32 protein-coding genes are annotated in these 26,451 nt (G+C 65.2%); 4 read left to right on the top strand and 28 right to left on the bottom strand.

Features of this window, described 5'->3' with window-relative positions:
- Positions 1–7: 7 nt before the first annotated feature.
- The gene (locus tag P9849_RS12365; protein WP_278267066.1) at positions 8–997 is read right to left on the bottom strand and encodes a P1 family peptidase; all 990 of its coding nucleotides are present in this window, start codon (positions 995–997) and stop codon (positions 8–10) included.
- Positions 998–1,247: 250 nt separating this feature from the next.
- On the opposite strand from P9849_RS12365, the gene P9849_RS12370 reads away from it, so the two are divergent.
- From P9849_RS12370 to P9849_RS12385, 4 genes are all read left to right on the top strand, one after another.
- Positions 1,248–2,231: a sugar ABC transporter permease gene (locus P9849_RS12370; RefSeq protein ID WP_278267067.1), complete on the top strand. Its 984-nt coding sequence runs from the start codon at positions 1,248–1,250 to the stop codon at positions 2,229–2,231.
- Complete coding sequence (locus P9849_RS12375; RefSeq protein WP_278267068.1) at positions 2,228–3,097, top strand: carbohydrate ABC transporter permease; 870 nt, start codon at positions 2,228–2,230, stop codon at positions 3,095–3,097. Before P9849_RS12370 ends, P9849_RS12375 begins: the two co-directional genes overlap by 4 nt.
- An 86-nt stretch (positions 3,098–3,183) precedes the next feature.
- Entirely contained in the window at positions 3,184–4,530 is a 1,347-nt protein-coding gene (locus P9849_RS12380; RefSeq protein ID WP_278267069.1) for an ABC transporter substrate-binding protein, read from the top strand.
- A 335-nt stretch (positions 4,531–4,865) separates the two neighbouring features.
- Positions 4,866–6,326: a chlorohydrolase family protein gene (locus tag P9849_RS12385; RefSeq protein ID WP_278267070.1), complete on the top strand. Its 1,461-nt coding sequence runs from the start codon at positions 4,866–4,868 to the stop codon at positions 6,324–6,326.
- 129 nt (positions 6,327–6,455) lie between these two features.
- On the opposite strand, the gene map is transcribed toward P9849_RS12385, so the two are convergent.
- The 27 genes from map to rpsG all read right to left on the bottom strand — a co-directional run bounded on the left by map (position 6,456) and on the right by rpsG (position 26,450).
- The gene (gene map, locus P9849_RS12390; protein WP_278267071.1) at positions 6,456–7,286 is read right to left on the bottom strand and encodes a type I methionyl aminopeptidase; all 831 of its coding nucleotides are present in this window, start codon (positions 7,284–7,286) and stop codon (positions 6,456–6,458) included.
- A gap of 127 nt (positions 7,287–7,413) precedes the next feature.
- Positions 7,414–8,007 (bottom strand): adenylate kinase, encoded by a 594-nt coding sequence (locus P9849_RS12395; protein ID WP_066211500.1) that lies wholly within the window; start codon positions 8,005–8,007, stop codon positions 7,414–7,416.
- Positions 8,004–9,314, bottom strand: coding sequence for a preprotein translocase subunit SecY (gene secY / locus P9849_RS12400; protein ID WP_278267072.1), 1,311 nt, complete (start codon positions 9,312–9,314; stop codon positions 8,004–8,006). The genes P9849_RS12395 and secY overlap by 4 nt, the downstream gene beginning before the upstream one ends.
- A 178-nt stretch (positions 9,315–9,492) precedes the next feature.
- Positions 9,493–9,981 (bottom strand): 50S ribosomal protein L15, encoded by a 489-nt coding sequence (gene rplO / locus P9849_RS12405; protein WP_066211506.1) that lies wholly within the window; start codon positions 9,979–9,981, stop codon positions 9,493–9,495.
- Positions 9,981–10,187: a 50S ribosomal protein L30 gene (gene rpmD, locus P9849_RS12410; protein ID WP_066211508.1), complete on the bottom strand. Its 207-nt coding sequence runs from the start codon at positions 10,185–10,187 to the stop codon at positions 9,981–9,983. Before rpmD ends, rplO begins: the two co-directional genes overlap by 1 nt.
- Before the next feature lie 3 nt (positions 10,188–10,190).
- Complete coding sequence (gene rpsE, locus P9849_RS12415) at positions 10,191–10,859, bottom strand: 30S ribosomal protein S5 (protein ID WP_174521246.1); 669 nt, start codon at positions 10,857–10,859, stop codon at positions 10,191–10,193.
- Between the two features lie 29 nt (positions 10,860–10,888).
- Positions 10,889–11,272, bottom strand: coding sequence for a 50S ribosomal protein L18 (gene rplR / locus P9849_RS12420; protein ID WP_066211516.1), 384 nt, complete (start codon positions 11,270–11,272; stop codon positions 10,889–10,891).
- A gap of 2 nt (positions 11,273–11,274) precedes the next feature.
- Entirely contained in the window at positions 11,275–11,811 is a 537-nt protein-coding gene (gene rplF, locus P9849_RS12425) for a 50S ribosomal protein L6 (RefSeq protein WP_278267073.1), read from the bottom strand.
- Between the two features lie 18 nt (positions 11,812–11,829).
- Positions 11,830–12,228: a 30S ribosomal protein S8 gene (gene rpsH, locus P9849_RS12430; protein ID WP_066211521.1), complete on the bottom strand. Its 399-nt coding sequence runs from the start codon at positions 12,226–12,228 to the stop codon at positions 11,830–11,832.
- Between the two features lie 67 nt (positions 12,229–12,295).
- Positions 12,296–12,874, bottom strand: a complete 579-nt coding sequence (gene rplE, locus P9849_RS12435; RefSeq protein ID WP_066211524.1) for a 50S ribosomal protein L5 — start codon at positions 12,872–12,874, stop codon at positions 12,296–12,298.
- The gene (rplX, locus tag P9849_RS12440) at positions 12,874–13,236 is read right to left on the bottom strand and encodes a 50S ribosomal protein L24 (RefSeq protein ID WP_066211529.1); all 363 of its coding nucleotides are present in this window, start codon (positions 13,234–13,236) and stop codon (positions 12,874–12,876) included. Before rplX ends, rplE begins: the two co-directional genes overlap by 1 nt.
- 2 nt (positions 13,237–13,238) lie before the next feature.
- Positions 13,239–13,610, bottom strand: coding sequence for a 50S ribosomal protein L14 (gene rplN, locus P9849_RS12445; protein ID WP_066211533.1), 372 nt, complete (start codon positions 13,608–13,610; stop codon positions 13,239–13,241).
- A 303-nt stretch (positions 13,611–13,913) separates the two neighbouring features.
- On the bottom strand, positions 13,914–16,184 hold the full coding sequence (locus P9849_RS12450; RefSeq protein ID WP_278267074.1) for an excinuclease ABC subunit UvrA: 2,271 nt from the start codon (positions 16,182–16,184) through the stop codon (positions 13,914–13,916).
- A gap of 246 nt (positions 16,185–16,430) precedes the next feature.
- On the bottom strand, positions 16,431–16,724 hold the full coding sequence (gene rpsQ, locus P9849_RS12455) for a 30S ribosomal protein S17 (protein ID WP_066211537.1): 294 nt from the start codon (positions 16,722–16,724) through the stop codon (positions 16,431–16,433).
- The gene (rpmC, locus tag P9849_RS12460) at positions 16,721–17,044 is read right to left on the bottom strand and encodes a 50S ribosomal protein L29 (protein WP_278267075.1); all 324 of its coding nucleotides are present in this window, start codon (positions 17,042–17,044) and stop codon (positions 16,721–16,723) included. Before rpmC ends, rpsQ begins: the two co-directional genes overlap by 4 nt.
- A 2-nt stretch (positions 17,045–17,046) precedes the next feature.
- Entirely contained in the window at positions 17,047–17,463 is a 417-nt protein-coding gene (gene rplP / locus P9849_RS12465; RefSeq protein WP_066211542.1) for a 50S ribosomal protein L16, read from the bottom strand.
- A complete protein-coding gene (gene rpsC / locus P9849_RS12470; RefSeq protein WP_066211544.1) occupies positions 17,464–18,267 on the bottom strand; it encodes a 30S ribosomal protein S3 in 804 nt (267 codons plus the stop codon).
- Positions 18,268–18,633: a 50S ribosomal protein L22 gene (gene rplV, locus P9849_RS12475; RefSeq protein ID WP_066211546.1), complete on the bottom strand. Its 366-nt coding sequence runs from the start codon at positions 18,631–18,633 to the stop codon at positions 18,268–18,270.
- 38 nt (positions 18,634–18,671) lie between these two features.
- Complete coding sequence (rpsS, locus tag P9849_RS12480) at positions 18,672–18,953, bottom strand: 30S ribosomal protein S19 (RefSeq protein ID WP_066211549.1); 282 nt, start codon at positions 18,951–18,953, stop codon at positions 18,672–18,674.
- 12 nt (positions 18,954–18,965) lie between these two features.
- On the bottom strand, positions 18,966–19,805 hold the full coding sequence (rplB, locus tag P9849_RS12485; RefSeq protein ID WP_066211552.1) for a 50S ribosomal protein L2: 840 nt from the start codon (positions 19,803–19,805) through the stop codon (positions 18,966–18,968).
- A 28-nt stretch (positions 19,806–19,833) separates the two neighbouring features.
- On the bottom strand, positions 19,834–20,139 hold the full coding sequence (gene rplW / locus P9849_RS12490) for a 50S ribosomal protein L23 (protein ID WP_066211554.1): 306 nt from the start codon (positions 20,137–20,139) through the stop codon (positions 19,834–19,836).
- On the bottom strand, positions 20,136–20,756 hold the full coding sequence (gene rplD, locus P9849_RS12495; protein WP_066211557.1) for a 50S ribosomal protein L4: 621 nt from the start codon (positions 20,754–20,756) through the stop codon (positions 20,136–20,138). The genes rplW and rplD overlap by 4 nt, the downstream gene beginning before the upstream one ends.
- Positions 20,757–20,760: 4 nt before the next feature.
- Complete coding sequence (gene rplC, locus P9849_RS12500; RefSeq protein ID WP_208186543.1) at positions 20,761–21,411, bottom strand: 50S ribosomal protein L3; 651 nt, start codon at positions 21,409–21,411, stop codon at positions 20,761–20,763.
- Positions 21,412–21,428: 17 nt separating this feature from the next.
- Positions 21,429–21,737, bottom strand: a complete 309-nt coding sequence (gene rpsJ / locus P9849_RS12505; protein WP_003803825.1) for a 30S ribosomal protein S10 — start codon at positions 21,735–21,737, stop codon at positions 21,429–21,431.
- A gap of 643 nt (positions 21,738–22,380) precedes the next feature.
- On the bottom strand, positions 22,381–23,571 hold the full coding sequence (gene tuf, locus P9849_RS12510; protein WP_066211563.1) for an elongation factor Tu: 1,191 nt from the start codon (positions 23,569–23,571) through the stop codon (positions 22,381–22,383).
- Positions 23,572–23,795: 224 nt separating this feature from the next.
- The gene (gene fusA, locus P9849_RS12515) at positions 23,796–25,910 is read right to left on the bottom strand and encodes an elongation factor G (RefSeq protein ID WP_278267076.1); all 2,115 of its coding nucleotides are present in this window, start codon (positions 25,908–25,910) and stop codon (positions 23,796–23,798) included.
- A 69-nt stretch (positions 25,911–25,979) separates the two neighbouring features.
- Positions 25,980–26,450: a 30S ribosomal protein S7 gene (rpsG, locus tag P9849_RS12520; RefSeq protein ID WP_278267077.1), complete on the bottom strand. Its 471-nt coding sequence runs from the start codon at positions 26,448–26,450 to the stop codon at positions 25,980–25,982.
- Position 26,451 lies beyond the last annotated feature (1 nt).

Here is a 26,451-nt window from a genome sequence, read left to right on the forward strand (position 1 = left end):
CGACGGATCACGCACCCCCATCGCCGAATGCCGGAAACGTCCCCGCCGGCGTGGTGACGCCTTCCGCCCGAGCCACTCCGTCCAGGATGGCCAGGCGCACCGCCTCGGCCGCGGCGCTCTGCAGACCGATCAGGAACGCGGTCCGGGCCGCCGGATCCAGCCCGGTCCAGGCCGTGGATCCACCGGTCGAGAGCGCGAACACCGTGTCCCCGTCGGCCAGGGTGTGGCTGGGGCTGAGGGCCCTGGCCAGGCCGGCGTGCGCCGCCGTGGCCGTGCGGCGGCATTGGGCGGCGTCCAGGGCGGCGTTCGTCACGACGACGGCGAGCGTCGTGTTGAGCGAGCCGGCGGCCGGCGCAGCGTGAGCATCCTTCGCCTCGCTTCCGGATTCCTCCCGGCTCGCCGCTGCGCCTGTCGCCGCTGCCGGGAACTGTGGGACTCCCAGCGCATTGACGATCGCGAGCGCTCCGACCACGATGCCGCCGTCCAGGTGGACGGCCGACGTTCCGAGCCCTCCCTTGTACGCGCCCTGGGCGATCAGTGCGCCGGTTCCGGCGCCGACCGTGCCCCGCTCGACGTCGTGCCCCGGCTCGCGCGATCCGGCGTCCCGCGCCGCCCGGTACCCCATCTCCAGATCGGGGCGCGCGCGGAAGTCGCCTCCGCGCCCCAGGTCGAAGATCGCGGCGGCCGGGACGATCGGCACCACGCCACCCTGGACCGGGAAGCCCAGGCCCTGCTCTTCGCACCACAGCTGTGCACCGCCCGCCGAGGCGAGTCCGTAGGCACTGCCGCCGGTCAGGACGACCGCGTCGACGGTCGGGACGAGCGTGCTGGGATCCAGGGCGTCGGTCTCGTGCGTTCCCGGCCCGCCGCCCCTCACATCCACCGACCCCACGGTCCCGGGCGGGGGCAGCACCACGGTGACCCCGCTCAGCCAGCCCTCGCCGATGCGTTCCGCATGGCCCACCCGCACCCCGGGCACCTCCGTGATCCGTCCCATGGCTTCATTGTCCACCCCGGGGCTCCCGGTCCGCTGGGGGACTCCTCACAGGAACGCCCCCGAAACCGGGAGTCGCCCCTCGTTTGTGAACGCGAGGTGCCGCTCCGGTGGACGTCCGGAGAACCGGTCCTGAAGTGTCCGGGAACTCTGGCCGGATGGCCCGGAAAGCCGGGCTGCGACGGGCGGCGCTGTGGTGAAGTGAGGATGTCCTGCGCGTTCTGACGCAGGTTGGAACGACCCAGATTCCCTGATGACTGATACTGAGATCCCCCTTGCCCAGCGCCCCGCGACGCAGGCCCCTCCCCGGGCCGCCGCCGGCGCTCCCGCCCCAGCGACGGCGGAACGGAAACGCGGCTGGAGCCCCCGGCGCCGTCGCGACTTCCTGGTGTTCCTCGCCTTCGCAGCGCCGAACCTCCTGCTGATCGGCGTCTTCACCTACCTGCCGTTGCTGAACAACATCTACTACTCCACGCTGGACTGGACGCTCGGCTCGGCCGAGGCCACCGTGGTCGGGTTCGGCAACTACCTGACCTTCTTCACCAGCCCGGACGCGCCGCGCGTCCTCGGGACCACCGCCGTGTTCACCGTGCTCACGGTCGGCGGCTCGATGGTCCTGGGCCTCCTGGTGGCCCTCGCCCTGAACGCCAAGGTCAAAGGCACCACCTTCGCCCGCGCCGCGGTGTTCGCCCCCTATGTCCTGTCCGGCGTCGGCGTCGGCCTGGTCTGGCTGTTCATCTTCGACCCCGGCTACGGCGTCCTGGCCTGGATCCTGCGCGGCGCCGGGCTGAAGAGCCCCGAGTGGATCAACGATCCCCAGCTGGCCCTGGTCATGGTGATCGTGGTCTACGTCTGGAAGAACCTCGGCTACTGCGCCGTCGTCTTCCTCGCGGGCCTGCAGTCACTGCCCACCGAGGTGATGGAGGCCGCGTCCCTCGACGGCGCCAACGGCATGCGGCGATTCCTGAGCATCTCGCTGCCGCTGCTCTCCCCCACCACGTTCTTCCTGCTCATCACCACCATGATCAGCTCGCTCCAGGCCTTCGACCTGATCCGGATCATGACGCCGCTGGGCAACGGCACCAGCACACTCATCTACGAGGCCTATCTGCAGGCCTTCGGCGCCTACAACCGCGCCGGCTACTCGGCGGCCATCTCCGTGGTGCTGTTCGCCATCCTTCTGGTGGTCACCGTCCTCCAGCTGCGTTTCGTGGAGAAGAAGGTGCACTACGCATGAGCACTCTGACCGACAGCCGTCCCCGCGCTCTCAGCAGGAAGAACCTCGTGGCCACACTCGCCGGCGGCTACATCCCGTTGATCGTGGCCACGCTCGTGGTGTTCCTGCCGCTGCTCTGGATGGTGCTGAGCTCCTTCAAGCAGCCCGGCGAGATCGTCACCACGGACCTGAAGATCCTGCCCCAGGCGCCCACTCTGGACAACTACCACACGGCCATGACCACCGTGCCGTTCGGACAGTTCTTCCTCAACAGCGTGATCGTCACGGCCGTGGGCTCCGCCATCAAGGTGAGCCTGGCCATCCTGACGGCCTACGCCCTGGTGTTCGTCCGGTTCCCGTTCAAGAACGTCGTGTTCGTGATCATCCTGGTGGCTCTCATGGTCCCGGCCCAGGTGTCGATCCTGCCGAACTACATCCTGATCGCCGGGCTGGGCGGCAAGAACACCCTGTGGGGCATCATCCTGCCGGGCCTGGGCACCGCCTTCGGAACCTTCCTGCTCCGCCAGCACTTCCTCACCCTGCCGGGTTCCATCCTGGAAGCCGCGGAGCTCGACGGCGCCGGGCACTGGCGCCGTCTCTGGCGGGTCGTGGTGCCGGTCTCCATCCCTTCGATCGCCACCGTGGGCCTCGTGACCGTGGTCAGCGAATGGAACGACTACATCTGGCCCCTCATCATCACGGACCGCCCGGAGAGCATGACCCTTCCCGTCGGCCTGACGCTCCTTCAGAACTCGGAGAGCAACGGCGCCGGCTGGGGAATCCTCATGGCCGGCTCGGTCCTGGTCATCCTGCCGGTCCTCCTCATCTTCGCCATGCTCCAGCGCTACATCGTCGCCGGCCTCACCCAGGGCAGCGTCACGGGCTGATCTCCGGCCCCATCCCGGGAGGCGCGCCTCCCCACCGACACCACACCAGCACCATCGCACCCCCAGCATCACTGAAAGGTCACCTCATGAACACGCCCCTGCGCCGTCGTCAATTCCTCGGCCTCTCCGCCGCCGCGGCCGTCACCGCCGCCCTCGCCGCCTGCGGCGGTCCCTCCACCAGCGGTGGCGGGGCCTCCCAGGCCGCCGCGGACACGGACTTCAGCGGTGTGAAGCCCGCCGCGAGCTTCGACTTCTGGTCCACCCACCCGGGCAAGTCCCAGGACGTCGAGAAGCAGCTGATCGAGAAGTTCCAGGCCAAGCACCCGGACATCAAGGTCAACCTCATCACCGGCGGCAAGGACTACGAGGAGATCGCCCAGAAGTTCCAGACCGCACAGGCCGCCAAGAGCGGACTGCCGGCGCTCGTGGTCCTGTCCGATGTGTGGTGGTTCCGCTACTACATGAACAAGAGCATCATCCCGCTGGACAGCCTGATCAAGCAGCTCGACTTCAGCCTGTCCGACTTCCGCGAGACCCTCGTGGCGGACTACGGCTACGACAACCAGCAGTGGGCCATGCCGTACGCCCGCTCCACCCCGCTCTTCTACTACAACAAGGACCACTTCAAGGCCGCAGGTCTCCCGGACCGCGCGCCGAAGACCTGGGCCGAGTTCGCCGAATGGGCGCCGAAGCTCAAGGCCGCGTCCAAGGCGGAGTTCGCCTTCATGTACCCGGCACTGGCCGGCTACGCGGGCTGGACCCTGCAGAACAACCTCTGGGGTGAAGGCGGCGGCTGGTCCAAGGACTGGGACATCACCGCCGACTCGGACGCCAACGTCAAGGCGCTCCAGTTCGCGCAGGACTCGGTCTACAAGGACGGCTGGGCCGGCGTCTCCTCCAAGGACTCCGCGGACGACTTCGCCGCGGGCATCGCCTCGGCCACCCTGTCCTCCACCGGCTCGCTCGTGGGCGTGCTGCAGAACGCCAAGTTCACCGTGGGCGTCGGCTTCCTGCCGGGCGGCTCCGCCTCGCAGAACCCGGTCTGCCCGACCGGCGGCGCCGGCCTGGGCATCCCGGCGGGCGTTCCGAAGGACCAGCAGCTCGCCGCCGCCACGTTCCTGAAGTTCGTGACGGAGCCGGAGAACACCGCGCTCTTCTCCGCGGCCACCGGCTACATGCCCACCCGCAAGTCCGCGGACATGACCTCGGCGCTGGCCAAGACGCCTCAGATCAAGATCGCCATGGATCAGCTGGCGGTGACCCGCAAGCAGGACAACGCACGGGTGTTCCTGCCGGGCGCGGACCAGGAGATGGCCAAGGCCGCCGCGGCGATCCTGACCCAGAAGGCCGACGTGAAGAGCAGCCTCACCACCCTGAAGGGCACCCTCGAGGGCATCTACACCAAGGACGTGAAGCCGAAGATCGCCAAGTAGGGCATTCACTCTCCGGAGCACGACGACGGCGGCGGCCACCTCAGCGGTGGCCGCCGTCGTCGTCGTTTTCGCAGGGCGTCGGGTCTGGGAGCCGTAGCGTCCGGCAGCTGCGCTCTCCGGCCGCCGTGGCGGGACGCCGTGGCCGGGCACAGCGTCCGGGCGCAGTGGCAGGACGCCGCGACAACAGCACAGTCCCGCCATCACCACGCCACGATTTAACACATCTGCGCCATGAACGGCGGAGCCCGCTGGTCCTGGAACACCGGGGATGCCATCCTGGTCGGGCGGGGATCCCGACCGGTGGCCCCACTTCCTGCCATCCGAGGAGCACACGAGTGATCACCCGCATCAAGGCGGCCTTCATCATCGGCTACGCCGACGGTGACCACCGCATCCTGCCGGACGCCGAACTGGTCCACGACGACGGCGCCATCCTGTTCGTCGGCCGGGACTACGCCGGGCCGGTCGACCGGGAAATCGACGCGGGACTCTCGATCGTCTCCCCCGGCTTCATCGACCTCAACGCCCTCGCCGACATCGACCACGCGATCTTCGACTCCTGGCACGGACCGGACACCCGGCTGGGCCTCCTCCGGTCGGAGCAGCACCTCCAGGACAACGCTCCGGTCTTCAACCCGGAGGAGCTGCGCTTCCGCCGCGAGTTCGCCCTGACCCAGCTCGCACTCAACGGCATCACCACCCTCATGCCGATCGCGGCGGAGAGCTATCTCGACTGGTGCGAGGACTATGAGGATCTGGCGCACCTGGCATCGGCCGTCGAGGACATCGGCCTGCGGGCGTACCTCGGTCCCAGCTACCGCACCCACATCCCCTACACCGACGGGACACGCGTACTGCTGCACGAGGACGAGCAGCGGGGCCTGGACGGGCTGGCCGAAGCCATCCGCTTCGCGAAGGACCATGAAGGACGGGCGGACGGCAGGATCCGCACGGCCCTGTTGCCGGCCCGGATCGAGACGCAGACGGAGAAGACACTCCGGCTCACGCGTCAGGCGGCCGACGAGCTGGGGATCCCGGTCCGGCTCCACGCCGCCCAGGGGCTGTCCGAGGTGGCGACCATGATCGAACGCACCGGGCTGCGCCCTCTCCCCTACCTCCATTCGATCGGCTTCCTGGCGGACCGCACCTTCATCCCGCACGCCTGGACGGTGCCAGGGCATCGCCACATGCCCAGCGCCTACGGGGCTGGCGACGACCTCGCACTCCTCGCGGCGTCGGGGACGTCCGTGGTGTTCTGCCCCATCCCCTCCGCCCACTACGGGAATGTGCTGGAGGACTATGACGCGTACCGCGCCCGCGGGATCCGGGTGGTGATGGGCACCGACTCGGCGCCGCCGAACATGATCCGCGGCCTCGACCTCGCGATGGCGATGCAGAAGTCCACCACCGGAGACCGGGCGGCGGCTCAGGCGGGAGATCTCTTCCGCTCCGCCACCCTCGATCCCGCAGAAGCCCTCGGCCGGGACGACCTCGGACGCCTCGCGCCCGGCTGCCAGGCGGACTACTTCGTCCTGGACCTCACCGGCAGCCACATCGGCCCGTACGCCGACCCGATCCGCACCCTGATCCTCAACGCCGACGGGCGGGACATCTCACGGGTCGTCGTCGCCGGCCGGACCGTGGTCGAGGACCACCGGGTCGTCACCGTGGACACGAGCGACCACCGCCGTCGTGCGCAGGAGTTCCTGAACCGCTACATGGCCTCGCTCAGCGCCTCCGACCACGCCCACCGCTCCACGGAGGAACTGCTCCCTCCGAGCTTCCCCCTCGCCTGAGCGGCGCGGGCCTCACCTGGCCCACCTCGGGAGGAAACGCCAGAGGCCCCTGACCAGCACGGTCAGGGGCCTCTGCGCAGACTGTCACGGCGCCGCCGTCGCCTGTTCACGCGCGACGGCGGACCTGGCTCACCCCGGGATCGGCACCACGGTCACGCCGAGCTTCGAGAGCTCGGAGGCGCCGCCGTCGGGTGCCGTGAGGACCCAGATGCCCTCGCGGTGGACGGCCACGGAATGCTCCCACTGCGAAGCCCGGGCGCCGTCGGTGGTGACGACGGTCCAGTCGTCTTCCAGCACGGCGGTTTCGAGTCCGCCGCGGACCAGCATCGGCTCGATCGCGAAACACATGCCCGGCTTGATCTTCGGGCCCCGGTGCTTGCTGCGGTAGTTCAGGACGTCCGGCGCCATGTGCATCTGCGAGCCGATGCCGTGGCCGCAGTAGTCCTCCAGGATGCCGAGCGGCTTGCCCTTCTGAGCGGTCACGTAGTCGTCGATGGCGTCGCCGATGTCGCCCACGTACTTGGCGGTGGCCAGCGCCGCGATGCCGTGCCACATGGCCATACGGGTGACCTCGGAGAGACGCTCGTCCTCCGGATCCCCCTGGCCCACGATGACGGTCCGTGCGGAGTCGGCGTTCCAGCCGCGCACGATGCAGCCGCCGTCGATCTTCACCACGTCACCGGGCTCCAGCGCGCGCGGCCCGGGGATGCCGTGCACCACCTCGTCATTGACCGAGGCGCAGATGTGCTTGGGATAGCCGTGGTAGCCGAGGAAGTTGTACTGCGCGCCCGCCTCGTCCACCACCGCGGCGAAGACGGCATCCAGCTCATCGGTCGTGACACCCGGTGCGACCGCGGCCACGGCCGCGTCCAGGGCACGGCTGAGAAGCTCGCCGGCCTCCTGCATGATGCGCATCTGGGCGTTGGTCTTGTACTCGATCCGCGGAGAGTGGAATGCCACAGGTCTTCCTTCGGTTCCGGTCGCGTGTCACGCGGCCTTCGGGGTTACTGACGTCGGGGCGGCCGGTTCGGGGCCACCGGGGAAAAACCATGCCCCCGGAGTGTCTCCAGGGGCATGACAGGGATTTCTAGGCGCTGGCGGCTTCGTCCGCCACGGCCTCGGCGATGGCGGCCATCACGCGGTCCGTGACCTCGTCGATGGCTCCGATGCCATCCACGCGGCGGAGGATCCCGCGCTCGGCGTACTTGCCCACCACGGCTTCGGTCTGCTCGTGGTAGAGATCCAGCCGGTGGCGGATGACGGTCTCATTGTCATCGCTGCGGCCGGTCTCCAGAGCCCTGCCGAGCAGACGGGTGACGAGTTCCTCGTCATCCGCGGTCAGCTGGAGCACCACGTCCAGGCGGGTGCCGGACTCGGAGAGGATCTGGTCCAGCTCGTCCACCTGCGCGACCGTGCGCGGGTAGCCGTCGAGCAGGAAGCCCTCCGCCACATCGTCCTGGCCCAGCCGGTCACGGACCATGCGGTTGGTGACCGAGTCGGGGACGAAGTCCCCGGCGTCCATGTACTTCTTGGCTTCCAGGCCCAGCGGGGTCTCGCCCTTGACGTTGGCGCGGAAGATGTCGCCGGTGGAGATGGCCACCACACCGAGACGATCGGAGATCCGCTCGGCCTGCGTCCCCTTGCCGGAGCCGGGAGGACCGATAATCAGCATTCTTGTCATCGCAAGAGCCCTTCGTAGTGCCGTTGTTGAAGCTGCGCGTCGATCTGCTTCACCGTCTCCAGTCCGACACCGACCATGATGAGGATCGAGGTGCCGCCGAAGGGGAAGTTCTGGTTGGCCTGGACCAGGACCAGGGCCACCAGCGGGATGAGCGCAACAATGCCGAGGTACAGCGCACCTGGCAGGGTGATCCGGGACAGCACGTACTGCAGGTACTCAGCAGTGGGACGGCCCGCCCGGATCCCGGGAATGAAGCCACCGTACTTCTTCATGTTGTCCGAGACCTCTTCAGGGTTGAAGGTGATCGAGACGTAGAAGTAGGTGAAGAAGATGATCAGCAGGAAGTACACCGCCATGTAGAACGGGTGATCACCCTTGGTGAGGTTGTTGTTGATCCACACCACCCACTCGGGAACGGGGCGCCCGTCCGTCGGGGTGTTGAACTGCGCGATCAGCGCCGGCAGGTACAGGATGGACGACGCGAAGATCACGGGGATCACGCCGGCCATGTTGACCTTGATCGGGATGTAGGTGGTGGTGCCACCGACGGTGCGGCGTCCGACCATGCGCTTGGCGTACTGCACCGGGATGCGCCGCTGGGACTGCTCGACGAAGACCACGAGAGCCACGGTCAGGAGGCCGACCAGCAGGACCGCGATGAACGTGCCCCAGCCCTTGGCTCCGATGATGCCGTTCATGGCGGGCACGAAGCCGGCCGCGATGGAGGTGAAGATCAGCAGGGACATGCCGTTGCCGATGCCCTTTTCCGTCACGAGCTCGCCCATCCACATGATGAGGCCGGTGCCTGCGGTCAGGGTGATGATCAGCAGGATCGTCGTGATGATGCTGTTGTCCGGGATCAGCGGCAGGGCGCAGCCCTGGAACAGCTGACCGGAACGGGCCAGGGACACCAGCGTGGTGGCGTTCAGGAGGCCCAGGGCGATCGTCAGATACCGCGTGTACTGCGTGAGCTTGGTCTGCCCGGAGGCGCCTTCCTCATACAGTTCCTGGAACCGGGGGATCACGACGCGCAGTAGCTGAACGATGATGCTGGCGGTGATGTACGGCATGATGCCCAGCGCGAAGATGGAGACCTGAAGCAGGGCGCCACCCGAGAACATGTTCACCATCTGCTGCAGGCTGCTGTTGCCCTGCGTCAGCTGGAGACACTGCTGAACGTTGTTATAGCTCACACCCGGTGCCGGGATGAACGCGCCGAGCCGGAAGATCGTGACGATGCCAAGAGTGAACAGCAACTTGCGTCGCAAGTCAGGGGTCCTGAAGGCACGGCCGAATGCGCTGAGCAAGCGTCCTCCTGAGGGATCTGTGAGGTAAAGGAGAGTGGGTTCCTGGTTGAACCCGACATCAGAGTCTAACCGTTGTGTCGGTCAGCCCCGTAATTCGTCGCGAATGCAGGAACTCCCGGCACCCGGACAGCTGTCCGGGTGCCGGGAGTTCTCAGATCGCGTTCAGCGGGTCCGGCTCTCAGAGAGCGGTGACGGAACCACCGGCGGCCTGGATCTTCTCAGCCGCGCTGGCGGAGAAGGCATCCACGGTCACATCGACCTTGACGGTGATGTCACCAGAGCCGAGCACCTTGACGGGCTGGTTCTTGCGAACCGCGCCCTTGGCGACCAGGTCGGCCACCGTCACGGTGCCACCCTCCGGGAAGAGCTCGGAGAGACGGTCAAGGTTGACCACCTGGAACTCGACACGGAACGGGTTCTTGAAGCCGCGAAGCTTCGGCAGGCGCATGTGCAGCGGCAGCTGGCCACCGGCGAAGCCGGCCTTGACCTGGTAACGCGCCTTGGTGCCCTTGGTACCACGACCGGCGGTCTTACCCTTGGAGCCTTCACCACGGCCCACACGGGTCTTCGCGGTCTTGGCACCAGCGGCGGGACGCAGGTGGTGGATCTTCAGAGCGTGCTGCTTCTCTTCGGTCGCTGCAGGCTCAGCAGTCTTCTTCTCAGCCATTACTTCGCCTCCTTGACCTCTACGAGGTGCGGAACCGTGTTGAGCATGCCCACGGTCACGGCGTCAGCGGAACGGACCACGGAGTGGCCGATGCGCTTGAGACCGAGAGAGCGGAGCGTGTCACGCTGGTTCTGCTTGGCGCCGATGACGCCCTTGATCTGGGTGATTTCCAACTGAGCGTCGGACGGAGTCAGGTTCTTTGCCATGGCTCAGGCACCTGCCTTCTGGTTGTTCAGAGCACGCACCAGAGCTGCGGGAGCAACCTCGTCCAGCGGCAGGCCACGACGAGCGGCAACAGCTGCCGGCTCCTCGAGCTGACGCAGAGCCTCAACAGTCGCGTGAACGATGTTGATGGCGTTGGAGGAGCCCAGCGACTTGGACAGCACGTCGTGGATGCCGACGCACTCCAGCACGGCGCGGACCGGACCACCGGCGATAACACCGGTACCCGGGGAAGCCGGACGGAGCATCACGACACCAGCGGCGGCTTCGCCCTGGACGCGGTGCGGGATGGTGCTGCCGACGCGCGGGACGCGGAAGAAGGACTTCTTAGCCTCTTCAACACCCTTGGCGATGGCGGCGGGGACTTCGCGAGCCTTGCCGTAACCGACACCGACCATGCCGTTGCCATCGCCGACCACCACGAGGGCGGTGAAGCTGAAGCGGCGGCCACCCTTGACCACCTTGGCGACACGGTTGATGGTTACAACACGCTCAACGAACTGGCTCTTCTCGGCCTCGCGGGCGTCACGGCCACGGCCGCCACGCTCGCCACGGCCACCACGTTCGCCGCGCTCACCACGACGGCCGCCACGGCGGTTGTCGTTGTTGGCAGCCTCAGTGGTTTCAGTTGCAACAGCGGCTGCAGCTTCAGTCACCTGGGTTTCCTTTTCGTTGTTCACTTCGGTCACAGCGCCAGACCACCTTCGCGAGCACCGTCAGCGACGGCGGCGATGCGGCCGTGGTACTTGTTGCCACCGCGGTCGAAGACCACGGCCTCAACACCGGCTGCCTTGGCACGCTCGGCGACCAGTTCACCAACGCGCTTGGCCTTGGCGGTCTTGTCACCTTCGAACGCACGCAGATCGGCTTCCATGGTGGAGGCCGAGGCGAGGGTCTTTGCCACGGTGTCATCCACGACCTGCACGAAGATGTGACGGGCCGAACGGTTGACGATGAGGCGCGGACGAGCCGGGGTACCGGAGATGCGCTTGCGGATACGCAGCTGACGACGGCTACGGGCCGAGGTCTTGTTCTTGCTGTTGCGCTTCTTGTTAATGCTGATGGCCATGGTTACTTACCAGCCTTTCCGACCTTGCGGCGGATGATTTCGCCGGCGTAACGGATGCCCTTGCCCTTGTAGGGGTCGGGCTTGCGCAGCTTGCGGATGTTGGCAGCGACTTCGCCGACCTGCTGCTTGTCAATGCCAGCAACAGAGAGCTTGGTCGGGCCTTCAACGGCAAACGTGATGCCGGCGGGAGCGACGACGCTGACCGGGTGGCTGTAGCCCAGAGCGAACTCCAGGTCAGAACCCTTGGCCTGCACACGGTAACCCGTGCCGACGATTTCCAGCTTCTTCTCGTAGCCCTTGGTCACGCCGTCGATCATGTTGGCGATCAGGGTACGGGTCAGGCCGTGCAGCGAGCGAGCAGTGCGCTCGTCGTTCGGGCGGGACACGGAGATCGTGCCCTCTTCCAGGGCCACCTCGATGGGGCTGGCCACGGTGTGGCTCAGTTCGCCCTTGGCACCCTTGACGGTGACAACGGCTCCATCGATCTTGACCTCAACGCCAGCCGGAACGGTGATGGGGAGACGTCCAATACGCGACATTCTTCTCTTCCTTTCCCGTTACCAGACGTACGCGAGGACTTCGCCGCCCACGCCCTTCTTGCCGGCCTGCTTGTCAGTCAGGAGGCCGGAAGAGGTGGACAGGATAGCGATACCCAGGCCACCCAGCACGTGCGGCAGGTTGGTGGACTTCGCGTAAACGCGCAGACCGGGCTTGGAGATACGGCGGACGCCAGCGATGGAACGCTCGCGGCTCGGACCGAACTTAAGGGTGATGGTCAGCGTCTTGCCGACGCGTGCCTCTTCTTCCTTCCAGTCCGAGATGTAACCCTCGGCCTTCAGGATGTCGGCGACGCGGGCCTTCAGCTTGGAGTACGGCATCGACACGGTGTCGTGGTACGCCGAGTTTGCATTGCGCAGACGGGTCAGCATGTCTGCGACGGGATCAGTCATGGTCATGAGGGCTCATGCCCTTCCTCGTACCGGTTTCCACGGGCGGAGCCAGTGGACCTTTTACGTAGTTGGATTAGTCTTCGGTCTTGAACGGGAAGCCGAGGTGCTTGAGCAGCGCGCGGCCTTCCTCGTCGGTCTTCGCGGTGGTGACAACCGTGATGTCCATACCACGGACGCGGTCGATGGCGTCCTGGTCGATCTCGTGGAACATGACCTGCTCCGTGAGACCGAAGGTGTAGTTGCCGTTACCGTCGAACTGCTTGCCGTTCAGGCCGCGGAAGTCGCGGATACGGGGCAGTGCGAGGGTGACCAGACGATCCAGGAATTCCCACATGCGGTCGCCACGAAGCGTCGCGTGGGCGCCGATCGGCATACCCTCACGCAGCTTGAACTGGGCGATGGACTTGCGGGCCTTGGTGACCTGGGGCTTCTGACCGGTGATCGCGGTCAGGTCGCGGACGGCGCCGTCGATCAGCTTGGAATCCTTGGCGGCGTCACCGACACCCATGTTCACGACGACCTTCACAAGGCGCGGAACCTGGTTGACGTTCTCGTACTCGAACTCATCCTGCAGGGACTGCTTGATGTTCTCGGCGTACTTGGTCTTCAGACGCGGGACGATCTTCACCGGAGTCTCGAGGGTCTCAGTCATTAGATGTCCTTCCCGGAGGCCTTGGCGACGCGGATGCGCACTTCGCGCTCCACACCGTCGCGCTCAACCTTCTCGACACGGAAACCGACGCGGGTCGGCTTCTTGGTGGACGGATCCACCAGAGCGACGTTCGACAGGTGGATCGGGGCCTCAACGACCTCGATGCCACCGGTGTTGGTGCCGCGCTGGGTCTGGCCGGCCTTCACGTGCTTGGTGACACGGTTGATGCCCTCAACCAGAACGCGGTTGGATTCCGGGAACACCCGCAGGACCTTGCCCTGCTTGCCACGGTCTCCACCACGGGACTGACGAGCGCCGGTGATGACCTGGACGAGATCGCCCTTCTTGATCTTTGCACCCATAGTTACAGCACCTCCGGGGCCAGCGAGACGATCTTCATGAACTTCTTGTCGCGAAGCTCGCGGCCAACCGGGCCGAAGATACGGGTGCCGCGGGGCTCCCCGTCCGTGTTCTTCAGGATCACGGCTGCGTTCTCATCGAACTTGATGTAGGAACCGTCCGGACGACGGCGCTCCTTACGGGTGCGGACGACGACAGCCTTGACGACGTCGCCCTTCTTCACGTTTCCGCCAGGGATAGCGTCCTTGACGGTGGCGACGATGACGTCGCCGATGCCTGCGTAGCGGCGACCGGATCCACCGAGAACGCGGATGGTCAAGATTTCCTTGGCACCCGTGTTGTCGGCGACCTTAAGCCGCGACTCCTGCTGAATCAATGTTTACTCCTTGCGTCGCGCCGGTTCTCACGCTGAAATACTGCCTACAGTGCGAGCCTTGCGGAACGGTTGTTGGGGTGTCTCTGCCCTGCCTGGATTTTGCCAGCACAGGGTTAAACCCTCGTTCCAGACGCATCTGGGCCCCCTGGCCGGGGACCGGCCCTGAGGCAGTATGCACTGGCACGATGGTTTACGAGGATCTGTTCGGGCGCATGACGCACCCATACAAGCTCAATATCCTAGCACAGCGCAGGCGCGCTCCACGAACCGGGAACCCGCGTGAATCCTGGGATTCCGGGTGGTTCAGGACACGTACGCCTTGAGGTAGCGCCCGGTCAGGCTGTCCGAGTCCGCCAGCGCCTCAGGGGTGCCCTCGAAGACCACCGTGCCGCCGTCGTGGCCGGCTCCTGGACCCATGTCGATGACCCAGTCCGCATGGGCGACCACGCCGAGATGATGCTCGATCACCACCACGGTGTTCCCCTCGTCCACCAGCTGATCGAGCAGGCCGAGCAGGTTCTCGACGTCGGCCAGGTGCAGTCCCGTGGTCGGCTCGTCCAGGATGAACACCCCGGCGTCGCTGCCCATGTGCGTGGCGAGCTTGATCCGCTGCCGCTCGCCGCCTGAGAGGGTGGAGAGCGATTGGCCGAGGGTGATGTATCCGAGGCCGACCCGGGCCAGTCGTTCCAGGATGGGCCGGGCCTTGGGCACCGCGAGCTGGTCCAGCGCCTCTTCGACGCTCAGCCGCATCACTTCGTAGATGTTGAGCCCGCCCAGGCGGTATTCGAGGACCTCGTCCGTGAAGCACTTGCCGCCGCAGTCCTCGCACAGCGTTCCCACCGGCGCCATGCCGGGGATCTCGGTGAACGTCTCCCCTGCCCCCTTGCAGGTGGGGCAGGCGCCTTCGGAGTTGGCGGAGAACAAGGCGGGTTTGGTGCCCGTGGCCTTGGCGAAGGCCGCCCGGATGTGGTCCAGCGCCCCGGTGTACGTGGCGGGATTGGAACGGCGCGAACCGCGGATGGCGGACTGGTCCACCACGTGCACGCCGTCCCGCTTGCCGAGCGCCCCATGGATGAGCGAGCTCTTCCCCGAACCGGCCACGCCCGTGACGGCGCACAGCACCCCGGTGGGCACGTCCACGTCCACGTCGCGCAGATTGTGCGTGTTCGCGCCGCGGATCTCCAAGGCTCCGGTCGCGGTCCGCACGGACTCCTTGAAGGGGACCCGTGAGCCGACGTGCTGTCCGGTGAGGGTCTGAGCGGAGGACAGATCCTCGAAGCTGCCCTGGAAGACGATCTCCCCGCCGTGAATGCCGGCCTTGGGACCGATGTCGACGATGTGGTCGGCGATCGCCATGACCTCCGGCTTGTGCTCGACCACCAGGATCGTGTTGCCCTTGTCCCGCAGGCTCCGCAGCAGATCGTTCATCCGGGCGATGTCATGCGGGTGGAGGCCCACGGTCGGTTCATCGAAGACATAGGTGACGTCGGAGAGCGGCGACCCGAGGTGCCGGACCATCTTCACCCGCTGGGCCTCTCCCCCGGACAGGGTGGAGGACGCCCGGTCCAGACTGAGGTACCCGAGGCCGATGTCGACCAGGGCCTGCAGAGTGCCGAGCAGGTTCGTGATCACCGGCGCCACGGAGGGCTCGTCGACGCCCCGCAGGAACTCGATCAGATCCGTGACCTGGATCTGGGCGCACTCCGCGATGTTCTGCCCGTCGATCCTGCTGGCCAGGGCTTCCTGGTTGAGGCGGCCGCCGTGGCACAGCGGGCATTCCGCGAAGGTGGCGGCCCGTTCCAGGAAGGCCTTGATGTGCGCCTGCTTGGGCTCCTTGCCTCCGGCCAGGTAGCTCTGCCGGATCCGGGTCTCGAGCCCGAGGAACGTCATGTTGACGTTGTCCATCTTGACCTTGACGGCCGGCGAGTGGAGCAGGAAGTCGAGCGTCTCCGGATCGTAGTCCTTGACCGGCAGATCCGGATCGAACCGTCCCGTCCCGAGCAGCACCTTGATCAGCCAGCCGTCCACGGTGAAGCCCGGCACCTTGATGGCCCCCTGGGAGAGGGACAGGTTCCGGTCCAGGAGCACGTCCACGTCCAGCGCGGAGATCTCCCCCGCGCCCTCGCACTCCGGGCACATCCCTTCCGCCAGGTTGAACGAGTACTTCCCGGCGTGACCGGCGCTCGGCACCCCCACCCGGGAGAAGATGATCCGCAGCAGGGCGTGGGCGTCGGTGACGGTGCCCAGCGTGGACCGCGAATTGCTCCCCATCCGCTCCTGGTTCACCACGATCGCGGCGGAGAGGTTCTCCAACTCGTCCACGTCCGGGCGGGGCAGGCTCGGCATGAAGGACTGCACGAAAGTCGTGTAGGTCTCGTTGATGAGCCGCTGGGACTCCGCGGCGATGGTCCCGAAGACCAGGGAGCTCTTGCCCGAACCGGACACTCCGGTGAACACCGTGATGCGGCGCTTGGGCAGATCCAGCGAGACGTCCTGAAGGTTGTTCTCGCGCGCCCCGCGCACTTTGATGAGGCCATGCGAATCGGCGGCATGGCGGGCAAGGTCAGTCGGCATGAGTCACCTCAGGATCATCGGCGGAGCGCTCCCCCGCGCACTGAGGACAGAATACCCGCCGCCTCCGACATCCTGGCCCGGCACCCGGTGGACGCACGACGGCGCGAAGCCGGGCCGCCGTCGTCGTCTCGCCGTCCGCGCGCTGCGCTGAGCCATGGCCGGGAGCCGGGGAAAGCGGAAGACCCCCGCTCCCAGAAGGGAACGGGGGTCTTCTCGATGCTCAGTGGAGCGATCAAGCGGCCGGTTTTACTTGGCGCGCTCGATGACCTCCACCAGACGCCAGCGCTTGGTGGCGGAGAGCGGGCGGGTCTCGGCGAGGAGAACCAGGTCGCCGATGCCGGCGGTGTTCTCTTCGTCGTGAGCCTTGATCTTGGACGTACGACGGATGACCTTACCGTACAGAGCGTGCTTCACACGGTCCTCGACCTCGACGACGATGGTCTTCTCCATCTTGTCGGAGACCACGTAGCCGCGACGCGTCTTGCGGTAACCGCGCTGCTGCGCAGCAGTTTCCGTCACGTTCTGATCCTTTTCACTCACTTGGCGTCCTCCTCGGTAGCTGCGGCCTCAACGGCCTCGGCCTTCTTGGAAGACTTCTTGGCCTTCTTCTCTTCCTTGGCCTCGACCACCGGAGCGGGCTCCGGGCGAATGCCCAGCTCGCGCTCACGCAGGACCGTGTAGATGCGAGCGATGTCGCGCTTCACGGACTTGAGTCGGCCATGGCTCTCCAGCTGACCAGTGGCGGACTGGAAACGCAGGTTGAACAGCTCTTCCTTGGCCTTACGGAGTTCAGCAACCAGACGCTCGTTGTCGAAACCGTCAAGCTGTGCCGGGGCCAGATCCTTGGATCCAACTGCCATTTCTATTCACCACCTTCGCGACGCACGATGCGTGCCTTCAACGGGAGCTTGTGGATTGCCAGGCGCAGTGCCTCGCGGGCCACTTCTTCATTCACACCGGAGAGTTCGAAGAGAACCCGTCCCGGCTTGACGTTGGCCACCCACCACTCGGGGGAACCCTTACCGGACCCCATGCGGGTTTCGGCAGGCTTCTTGGTCAGGGGGCGGTCCGGGTAGATGTTGATCCAGACCTTACCGCCACGCTTGATGTGACGGGTCATGGCGATACGCGCAGATTCGATCTGGCGGTTCGTCACGTAGGCCGGGGTCAGCGCCTGGATACCGAACTCACCGAAGGTGACCTCGGTGCCACCGGTGGCAGCGCCGGAACGACCCGGGTGGTGCTGCTTGCGGTGCTTGACTCGACGTGGGATCAGCATTTAAGCCTGTCCTCCTTCTGCTGCTTCAGCAGCCGGTGCCTCGGCAGCCGGAGCTGCGTCGGCGGCCGGACGCTCGTTGCGACGACGACGGTCGCCACCGGGGCGGCCGGGACGCTCGTTGCGGCCACGGGACGGGGCTGCGGCCTGCTGTGCAGCAAGCTCCTTCGCGGTCACATCGCCCTTGTAGATCCAGACCTTCACGCCGATGCGGCCGAAGGTGGTCTTTGCCTCGTAGAAGCCGTAGTCGATGTTGGCGCGCAGGGTGTGCAGCGGCACACGACCTTCGCGGTAGAACTCCGAGCGGGACATTTCAGCGCCACCCAGACGACCGGAGCAAGCGACACGGATGCCCTTGGCGCCGGCGCGCTGTGCGGACTGCATGGCCTTCTTCATCGCACGGCGGAAAGCCACGCGGGAAGAGAGCTGCTCGGCGATGCCCTGGGCCACCAGCTGAGCTTCGATCTCGGGGTTCTTGACCTCGAGGATGTTCAGCTGAACCTGCTTGCCCGTGAGCTTCTCCAGCTCGCCGCGGATGCGGTCTGCTTCAGCACCACGACGGCCGATCACGATACCCGGACGGGCGGTGTGGATGTCCACACGCACGCGGTCACGAGTACGCTCGATCTCGACCTTGGCGATGCCGGCGCGCTCCATGCCGGTGGTCATGAGCTCGCGGATCTTGACGTCCTCACGGACGAAGTCCTTGTAGCGCTGACCGGGCTTGTTGCTGTCCGCGAACCAGTGCGAGATGTGATTGGTGGTGATGCCGAGTCGGAACCCGTTCGGGTTTACTTTCTGTCCCACTTAGCGGGCCTCCTCGTTCTCCGGGGTAGCGACAACCACGGTGATGTGGCTGGTGCGCTTCTTGATCTGGAAGGCACGACCCTGGGCACGCGGCTGGAACCGCTTCATGGTCGGACCCTCATCAACGAATGCCTCGCTGATGTACAGATCACCTTCGTCAAACGCGACGCCGTCACGGTCCGCGAGGACACGGGCGTTCGCGATGGCGGACTGAACTACCTTGTAGACCGGCTCCGAAGCTGCCTGCTCAGCAAACTTCAGGATCGCCAGAGCCTCATTCGCCTGCTTGCCACGAACAAGGTTGACGACGCGCCGGGCCTTCATAGGCGTTACGCGGATGTGACGCGCAATAGCCTTGGCTTCCATTGCTTTCCTTCTCTCGTCTTAAGACCGAGGTCAGGCGCCTAGCGGCGCTTGCCCTTGCGGTCGTCCTTCACGTGGCCGCGGAAAGTCCGCGTCGGGGCGAATTCGCCGAGCTTGTGCCCGACCATCGACTCCGTGATGAAAACCGGCACGTGCTTGCGTCCGTCGTGCACGGCGATCGTGTGACCCAGCATGTCCGGGATGATCATCGAGCGACGGGACCACGTCTTGATGACGTTCTTGGTGCCCTTTTCGTTCTCCTTGGCGACCTTCACGAAGAGGTGCTGGTCAACGAAAGGACCTTTCTTCAGGCTGCGTGGCATGTTTCCAGGCTCCTATCGCTTGTTCTTGCCGGTACGACGACGACGCACAATGAGCTTGTCGCTTTCCTTGTTGGGGCGGCGGGTGCGACCCTCAGGCTTGCCGTTCGGGTTGACCGGGTGACGGCCACCAGAAGTCTTGCCTTCACCACCACCATGCGGGTGGTCAACCGGGTTCATGGCCACACCACGCACGGTCGGGCGGACGCCCTTCCAGCGCATACGGCCGGCCTTGCCCCAGTTGATGTTCGACTGCTCGGCGTTGCCGACCTCGCCGACGGTGGCGCGGCAGCGCACGTCGACGTTGCGGACTTCACCGGACGGCAGACGCAGCTGGGCGAAACGGCCTTCACGGGCGACGAGCTGCACGGAGGCGCCGGCGGAGCGGGCCATCTTGGCGCCGCCACCGGGGCGGAGCTCAACTGCGTGGATCACGGTACCGACCGGGATGTTGCGCAGCGGCAGGTTGTTGCCGGGCTTGATGTCAGCGTTCGGACCCGACTCCACGATGTCGCCCTGGGAGAGCTTGTTGGGAGCGATGATGTAACGCTTGGTGCCATCAACGTAGTGCAGGAGCGCGATACGAGCCGTACGGTTGGGGTCGTACTCGATGTGCGCGACCTTGGCGTTCACGCCGTCCTTGTCGTGACGACGGAAGTCGATCACGCGGTACTGGCGCTTGTGGCCACCACCCTTGTGACGGGTGGTGATACGACCGGTGTTGTTGCGGCCACCGCTCTTGGTGAGCGGACGCAGCAGCGACTTTTCCGGAGTCGAGCGAGTTACTTCGCTGAAGTCGGCCACGCTCGAGCCACGACGGCCCGGGGTGGTCGGCTTGTAATTGCGGATTGCCATAATTTATTCCTCGTTAAAGTGGTCTCCGCTACGCGAGCGGACCGCCGAAGATGTCGATGGTGCCTTCCTTCAGGGTGACAATCGCGCGCTTGGTGCTCTTGCGCTGCCCCCATCCGAACTTGGTGCGCTTGCGCTTACCGGCACGGTTGATGGTGTTGATCGTGTCGACCTTGACGGAGAAGATCTTCTCCACGGCCAGCTTGATCTCGGTCTTGTTCGAACGGGGGTCCACCAGGAAGGTGTACTGACCCTCGTCGATCAGGCCGTAGCTCTTTTCGGAGACCACGGGCGCGAGAATGACGTCACGCGGGTCCTTGTTGAAGACGGCGCTCACTTGGCTTCCTCCACGGTCTTGTTGTCCTTACCGGCAACGAAGGCGTCGAAGGCGTCCTTGGTGAAGATCACGTCGTCGGAGATCAGCACATCGTAGGTGTTGAGCTGGTCGACGTACAGAACGTGAACCTCGACGAGGTTGCGCACGGACAGTGCTGCAACATCGTTGGCGCGGTCGATCACCACGAGCAGGTTCTTGCGGTCGGAGATCGCCTTCAGCGCGGCGCGGGCGTCCTTGGTGCTCGGCGTGGTGCCGGAAACCAGGGACTCCACCACGTGGATGCGACCGTTACGAGCGCGGTCGGAGAGGGCGCCACGGAGAGCAGCAGCCTTCATCTTCTTGGGGGTGCGCTGCGAGTAGTCACGCGGGGTCGGGCCGTGGACGACGCCACCACCGGTCATGTGAGGAGCACGGACGGAACCCTGACGGGCGCGGCCGGTGCCCTTCTGCTTGAACGGCTTACGACCGGCACCGGCGACTTCGCCGCGGGACTTGGTCTTGTGAGTGCCCTGACGAGCAGCAGCGAGCTGCGCGACGACGACCTGGTGCAGCAGCGGCACGTTGGTCTGAACGTCGAAGATCTCGGCGGGCAGGTCAACCTTGATGGTGTTGGCCATGGTACTAGGCTCCCTTCACGGCGGTGCGTACGAGGACGACCGAGCCGCGGGCGCCGGGAACGGCACCCTTGATCAGGAGCAGCGACTTCTCGGCGTCGACACCGTGAACCGTGAGGTTCAGCGTGGTGTGACGGACATTGCCCATGCGGCCGGCCATTTTCAGGCCCTTGAAGACGCGGCTCGGGGTGGATGCGCCACCGATGGAACCGGGCTTGCGGTGGTTCTTGTGAGCACCGTGGGAAGCACCGACACCGGAGAAGCCGTGACGCTTCATGACACCGGCGAAGCCCTTGCCCTTGGTGGTGCCGACGACGTCGATCTTCTGACCGGCTTCGAAGAGCTCCACGGAGAGCTGCTGGCCGAGCTCGTAGCTCTCGGCGTCAGCGGTGCGCAGTTCGACGACGTGACGGCGCGGGGTGACACCGGCCTTGTCGAAGTGGCCGGCGAGCGGCTTGGTGACCTTGCGCGGGTCGATCTGGCCGAAGCCGATCTGAACCGCGGTGTAGCCGTCCTTGTCTGCGTTGCGCAGCTGGGTGACGACGTTGGAGTCGGCCTGGACGACGGTCACGGGGATGAGCTTGTTGTTCTCATCCCAAACCTGGGTCATGCCGAGCTTCGTGCCCAGCAGGCCCTTAACGTTGCGGGTTGCGGTCATAGTCTCTCAGCACCTCCCTAGAGCTTGATTTCGATGTTCACGTCGGCCGGCAGGTCGAGACGCATGAGCGAGTCAACAGCCTTCGGCGTGGGGTCGATGATGTCGATCAGACGCTTGTGAGTACGCATTTCGAAGTGCTCACGGCTGTCCTTGTACTTGTGGGGAGAACGGATAACGCAGTAAACGTTCTTCTCCGTGGGCAGCGGCACCGGGCCGACTACCGTTGCGCCTGCGCGCGTGACCGTCTCAACGATCTTCCGTGCCGAAACATCAATGACCTCGTGGTCATATGACTTCAGCCGGATGCGGATCTTCTGTCCCGCCATGTCGCCTGACTCTCTTTCATTAGGTTCAGTCCTGAGTGATCAGGACCGCTATTCGCATCTCTTTGCTGTTATGTGCGGCTGCCGAGGCATTTGAAGTCGTGACTACCGCTCTCCGCATGAGCTGAATCCGAGCTGAGCCCGGGTTCCTCAACCCACCGGAGCAACCGACCCACGCGGTCGGGCGTGTCGGCCAGATTCTGGACGCGTCACACCGTTCTCAGTGGATGGATTGGTCATGTTTGGTCCCCAGCCTGGTCCCTGACACCCGGCATTATCCGGGTCGGGGCACGAAGGGGCGCTTGAACAACCCTTCAAGTATGGCGCATCTGGAAGGGAATAGCGAATCGGGATCTGACGGGCACTCGAGAGCGCCAGTGCCGAGGACGTGGGAACGGCGCCGGATCAGGTCCCGAAGCACCTGCGAGGGAGGCGCCGCTGAGGCCGCGACGGCCGTGGGACGCGCGATTGCAGCCGTCAAGCCCCGGGCGGCGCACTCCCAGCCGCCAGAGGACTATGCGCGGGACTCATGGGGTCCTTGGAGTCCTCCCCTGCCCGAGGACAAAGCAAAGGACAAAGCAAAGGCCCCGCTGCCGAAGCAGCGGGGCCTTCACACCGGCATCAGCCGGCGATCAGCAGTCAGTGACTACTTGATGATCTTGGTCACACGACCCGAACCAACGGTGCGGCCACCTTCACGGATGGCGAAGCCGAGGCCCTCTTCCATGGCGATGGGCTGGATCAGCTCAACGCTCATTTCGGTGTTGTCGCCAGGCATGACCATTTCGGTGCCCTCGGGGAGGGTGATCACGCCGGTGACGTCCGTGGTGCGGAAGTAGAACTGCGGGCGGTAGTTCGAGTAGAACGGGTTGTGGCGGCCGCCTTCATCCTTGGAGAGGATGTAGACGTTGGCCTCGAAGTTGGTGTGCGGGGTGATGGAACCCGGCTTCACCACAACCTGGCCACGCTCGACATCGTCGCGCTTGAGGCCACGGAGCAGCAGACCACAGTTCTCGCCGGCCCATGCTTCGTCGAGCTGCTTGTGGAACATCTCGATACCGGTGACCGTGGTCTTCTGGACCGGGCGGATGCCGACGATCTCGACCTCGGAGTTGATGGCGAGGGTGCCACGCTCGGCGCGGCCGGTCACCACGGTGCCACGACCGGTGATGGTGAAGACGTCCTCGATCGGCATCAGGAACGGCTTGTCACGGTCACGAACCGGGTCCGGAACGGACTCGTCGACGGCGGCCATGAGCTCCTGGACGGAAGCAACCCACTTGGGGTCGCCTTCCAGAGCCTTCAGACCGGAGACGCGGATGACGGGAGCGTTGTCGCCGTCGAAGTCCTGCGAGGACAGAAGCTCACGAACTTCCATCTCGACGAGGTCGAGGAGTTCCTCGTCCTCGACCATGTCGGACTTGTTCAGCGCGACCAGCAGGTAGGGGACACCAACCTGGCGGGCGAGCAGAACGTGCTCACGGGTCTGAGCCATCGGGCCGTCAGTGGCGGCAACCACGAGGATTGCACCGTCCATCTGAGCAGCACCGGTGATCATGTTCTTGATGTAGTCAGCGTGACCGGGGGCGTCGACGTGTGCGTAGTGACGCTTCTCGGTCTGGTACTCCACGTGGGAGATGTTGATGGTGATACCGCGCTGGCGCTCTTCCGGAGCAGAGTCAATGGAAGCGAAGTCGCGCTGCTCGTTGAGATCCGGGTACTGGTCGTACAGCACCTTGGAAATGGCGGCCGTCAGCGTCGTCTTACCGTGGTCAACGTGACCGATGGTGCCGATGTTGACGTGCGGCTTAGTCCGCTCGAACTTTGCCTTTGCCACAGGTTCCTCCTAGAACATTTTTCAAGTGACGTGCTGACTCTGCTACGGGTGTCGCGGCAGAACTTCTACAAGTCTACTTGGGGGCAGGGGTTTTGATGAAATTGCGGTTCAGGGGCCGGTTGGTCCCTGGGGCCTGAGTGTCGCGGCTCCCTCGGCGAGCTGCCGAAAGCCACGCGACGCCGGCGGGGAAAGCCCGAAGGCCTCCCCCACCGGGGTGCGACAACTTACTCGCCGCGGTTCTTCTGGATGATCTCGTCAGCCACAGCCTTGGGAACCTCGGCGTAGCTGTCGAAGGTCATCGAGTACACCGCGCGGCCCTGCGTCTTGGAACGCAGGTCACCGATGTAGCCGAACATCTCGGACAACGGAACGTTGGCACGGATGACCTTGACGCCGGCAGCATCCTCCATGGACTGGATCATGCCACGGCGGGAGTTGAGGTCGCCGATGACATCGCCCATGTACTCCTCGGGAGTACGGACCTCGACGGCCATGAGCGGTTCCAGCAGAACCGGGTTGGCACGGCGTGCGCCTTCCTTGAACACCTGGGAACCGGCGATCTTGAACGCCATTTCCGAGGAGTCGACGTCGTGGTACGCGCCGTCGATCAGGATGGCCTTCACACCCACCATGGGGTAGCCGGCCAGGATGCCGAACTGCATGGCGTCCTGGATACCTGCGTCGATGGAGGGGATGTACTCGCGCGGAACGCGGCCACCGGTGACCTTGTTCTCGAACGCGTAGAAGGTGCCGTCCGTGGTCTCGAGCGGCTCGAAGGAAACCTGCACCTTAGCGAACTGACCGGAACCACCGGTCTGCTTCTTGTGGGTGAAGTCGACCTTCTCAACGGCCTTCTTGATGGTTTCGCGGTACGCGACCTGGGGCTTGCCCACGTTGGCCTCGACCTTGAACTCGCGGCGCATGCGGTCCACCAGGATGTCCAGGTGGAGCTCGCCCATGCCGGCGATGACCGTCTGGCCGGTGTCCTCGTTGAGGGAGACCTGGAAGGTCGGGTCCTCAGCGGAGAGCTTCTGGATGGCCGTGGAGAGCTTCTCCTGGTCACCCTTCGAGTTCGGCTCGATGGCCACCGAGATCACGGGCTCCGGGAAGCTCATGGACTCCAGCACGATCTGGTTGTTCGGATCGCACAGGGTGTCGCCCGTGGTGGTGTCCTTCAGACCGATGGCGGCGTAGATGTGGCCGGCGGTGGCGCCCTCGACGGGCATCTCCTTGTTGGCGTGCATCTGGAAGAGCTTGCCGATGCGCTCCTTCTTGCCCTTGGTGGAGTTGACCACCTGGGCGCCGGCCTCGACGTGACCGGAGTACACGCGGACGAAGGTCAGCTGACCGAAGAACGGGTGTGCCGCGATCTTGAAGGCGAGAGCGGAGAAGGGCTCGTCAGCGCTGGGCTTACGGACCAGTTCCTCTTCCTCGTTGCGCGGGTTGTGGCCGACCATGTCCGGCACGTCCAGCGGGGACGGCAGGAAGTCGATGACGGCGTCGAGCATCGGCTGCACACCGCGGTTCTTGAAGGCGGAGCCACAGAACACCGGGTAGAGCTCGGAGTTGACGGTCATCTTGCGGATGCCGGCCTTGAGCTCCTCGAGGGTGAGTTCTTCGCCCTCGAGGTACTTCTCCATGAGCTCTTCCGAGGACTCGGCGACGGTCTCCACGAGCTGTGCGCGGTATTCCTCGGCACGCTCCTGCAGATCGGCGGGGATCTCCTGGACCTCGTAGGAGGCGCCCATGGTCACGTCACCCTTGGCATCGCCGGGCCACACCAGGGCACGCATCTCGAGCAGGTCCACAACACCGATGAAGTCGTTCTCGGAACCGATCGGCAGCTGCATCACGAGCGGCTTGGCGCCCAGGCGGCTGATGATGGTGTCGACGGTGAAGTAGAAGTCAGCGCCCAGCTTGTCCATCTTGTTGACGAAACAGATGCGGGGGACGTTGTACTTGTCAGCCTGACGCCACACGGTCTCGGACTGCGGCTCAACGCCTTCCTTGCCGTCGAAGACGGCGACGGCGCCGTCGAGGACGCGCAGGGAGCGCTCAACCTCAACGGTGAAGTCCACGTGACCGGGGGTGTCGATGATGTTGATCTGGTTCTTGTTCCAGAAGCAGGTCACGGCGGCAGACGTGATGGTGATGCCGCGTTCCTTTTCCTGTTCCATCCAGTCGGTGGTGGACGCACCGTCGTGCGTTTCACCGATCTTGTGGTTCACACCCGTGTAGAAGAGGATGCGCTCCGTAGTAGTGGTCTTGCCGGCATCGATGTGGGCCATGATGCCGATGTTGCGGACCTTGTTAAGGTCGGTAAGCACGTCCTGTGCCACGGTGTCTCCCTTTGAGATGGACAACACGTCCGCCGCCGACCGAGGAGGCCGGCGGCGGTTCGTGTGTTTTTACCAGCGGTAGTGGGCGAAGGCCTTGTTGGACTCGGCCATCTTGTGGGTGTCTTCGCGACGCTTCACGGCGGCGCCGAGACCGTTGGAGGCATCCAGGATCTCGTTGCGGAGGCGCTCGGTCATGGTCTTCTCACGACGGGCCTTGGAGTAACCGACGAGCCAGCGGAGGGCCAGCGCGGTGGCGCGACCCGGCTTGACCTCGACCGGAACCTGGTAGGTGGCGCCACCGACACGGCGGGACTTGACCTCAAGGCTCGGCTTGATGTTGTCCATGGCCTTCTTCAGGGTGACGACGGGATCGTTGCCGTTCTTCTCGCGGGCACCTTCAAGAGCACCGTAGACGATGCGCTCGGCGGTGGACTTCTTGCCGTCCACGAGAACCTTGTTGATCAGCTGGGTGACCAGCGGGGAACCGTAAACCGGATCCGAAACGAGCGGCCGCTTGGGGGCCGGACCCTTGCGAGGCATA

It is taken from the genome of Arthrobacter sp. Y-9 (assembly GCF_029690065.1).
GTDB lineage: Bacteria > Actinomycetota > Actinomycetes > Actinomycetales > Micrococcaceae > Arthrobacter_E.

What these genes read in the sequence shown, in the direction of transcription:
- P9849_RS12365 (WP_278267066.1), bottom strand. Translation starts at nt 997, where the DNA reads ATGGGACGGATCACGGAGGTGCCCGGGGTGCGGGTGGGCCATGCGGAA.
- P9849_RS12370 (WP_278267067.1), top strand. Translation starts at nt 1,248, where the DNA reads ATGACTGATACTGAGATCCCCCTTGCCCAGCGCCCCGCGACGCAGGCC.
- P9849_RS12375 (WP_278267068.1), top strand. Translation starts at nt 2,228, where the DNA reads ATGAGCACTCTGACCGACAGCCGTCCCCGCGCTCTCAGCAGGAAGAAC.
- P9849_RS12380 (WP_278267069.1), top strand. Translation starts at nt 3,184, where the DNA reads ATGAACACGCCCCTGCGCCGTCGTCAATTCCTCGGCCTCTCCGCCGCC.
- P9849_RS12395 (WP_066211500.1), bottom strand. Translation starts at nt 8,007, where the DNA reads ATGACAAGAATGCTGATTATCGGTCCTCCCGGCTCCGGCAAGGGGACG.
- rplO (WP_066211506.1), bottom strand. Translation starts at nt 9,981, where the DNA reads ATGGCTGAGAAGAAGACTGCTGAGCCTGCAGCGACCGAAGAGAAGCAG.
- rpmD (WP_066211508.1), bottom strand. Translation starts at nt 10,187, where the DNA reads ATGGCAAAGAACCTGACTCCGTCCGACGCTCAGTTGGAAATCACCCAG.
- rplR (WP_066211516.1), bottom strand. Translation starts at nt 11,272, where the DNA reads ATGGCCATCAGCATTAACAAGAAGCGCAACAGCAAGAACAAGACCTCG.
- rplF (WP_278267073.1), bottom strand. Translation starts at nt 11,811, where the DNA reads ATGTCGCGTATTGGACGTCTCCCCATCACCGTTCCGGCTGGCGTTGAG.
- rpsH (WP_066211521.1), bottom strand. Translation starts at nt 12,228, where the DNA reads ATGACCATGACTGATCCCGTCGCAGACATGCTGACCCGTCTGCGCAAT.
- rplE (WP_066211524.1), bottom strand. Translation starts at nt 12,874, where the DNA reads ATGACTGAGACCCTCGAGACTCCGGTGAAGATCGTCCCGCGTCTGAAG.
- rplX (WP_066211529.1), bottom strand. Translation starts at nt 13,236, where the DNA reads ATGGGTGCAAAGATCAAGAAGGGCGATCTCGTCCAGGTCATCACCGGC.
- P9849_RS12450 (WP_278267074.1), bottom strand. Translation starts at nt 16,184, where the DNA reads ATGCCGACTGACCTTGCCCGCCATGCCGCCGATTCGCATGGCCTCATC.
- rpmC (WP_278267075.1), bottom strand. Translation starts at nt 17,044, where the DNA reads ATGGCAGTTGGATCCAAGGATCTGGCCCCGGCACAGCTTGACGGTTTC.
- rplP (WP_066211542.1), bottom strand. Translation starts at nt 17,463, where the DNA reads ATGCTGATCCCACGTCGAGTCAAGCACCGCAAGCAGCACCACCCGGGT.
- rplV (WP_066211546.1), bottom strand. Translation starts at nt 18,633, where the DNA reads ATGGAAGCCAAGGCTATTGCGCGTCACATCCGCGTAACGCCTATGAAG.
- rpsS (WP_066211549.1), bottom strand. Translation starts at nt 18,953, where the DNA reads ATGCCACGCAGCCTGAAGAAAGGTCCTTTCGTTGACCAGCACCTCTTC.
- rplB (WP_066211552.1), bottom strand. Translation starts at nt 19,805, where the DNA reads ATGGCAATCCGCAATTACAAGCCGACCACCCCGGGCCGTCGTGGCTCG.
- rplD (WP_066211557.1), bottom strand. Translation starts at nt 20,756, where the DNA reads ATGGCCAACACCATCAAGGTTGACCTGCCCGCCGAGATCTTCGACGTT.
- rplC (WP_208186543.1), bottom strand. Translation starts at nt 21,411, where the DNA reads ATGACCGCAACCCGCAACGTTAAGGGCCTGCTGGGCACGAAGCTCGGC.
- rpsJ (WP_003803825.1), bottom strand. Translation starts at nt 21,737, where the DNA reads ATGGCGGGACAGAAGATCCGCATCCGGCTGAAGTCATATGACCACGAG.
- rpsG (WP_278267077.1), bottom strand. Translation starts at nt 26,450, where the DNA reads ATGCCTCGCAAGGGTCCGGCCCCCAAGCGGCCGCTCGTTTCGGATCCG.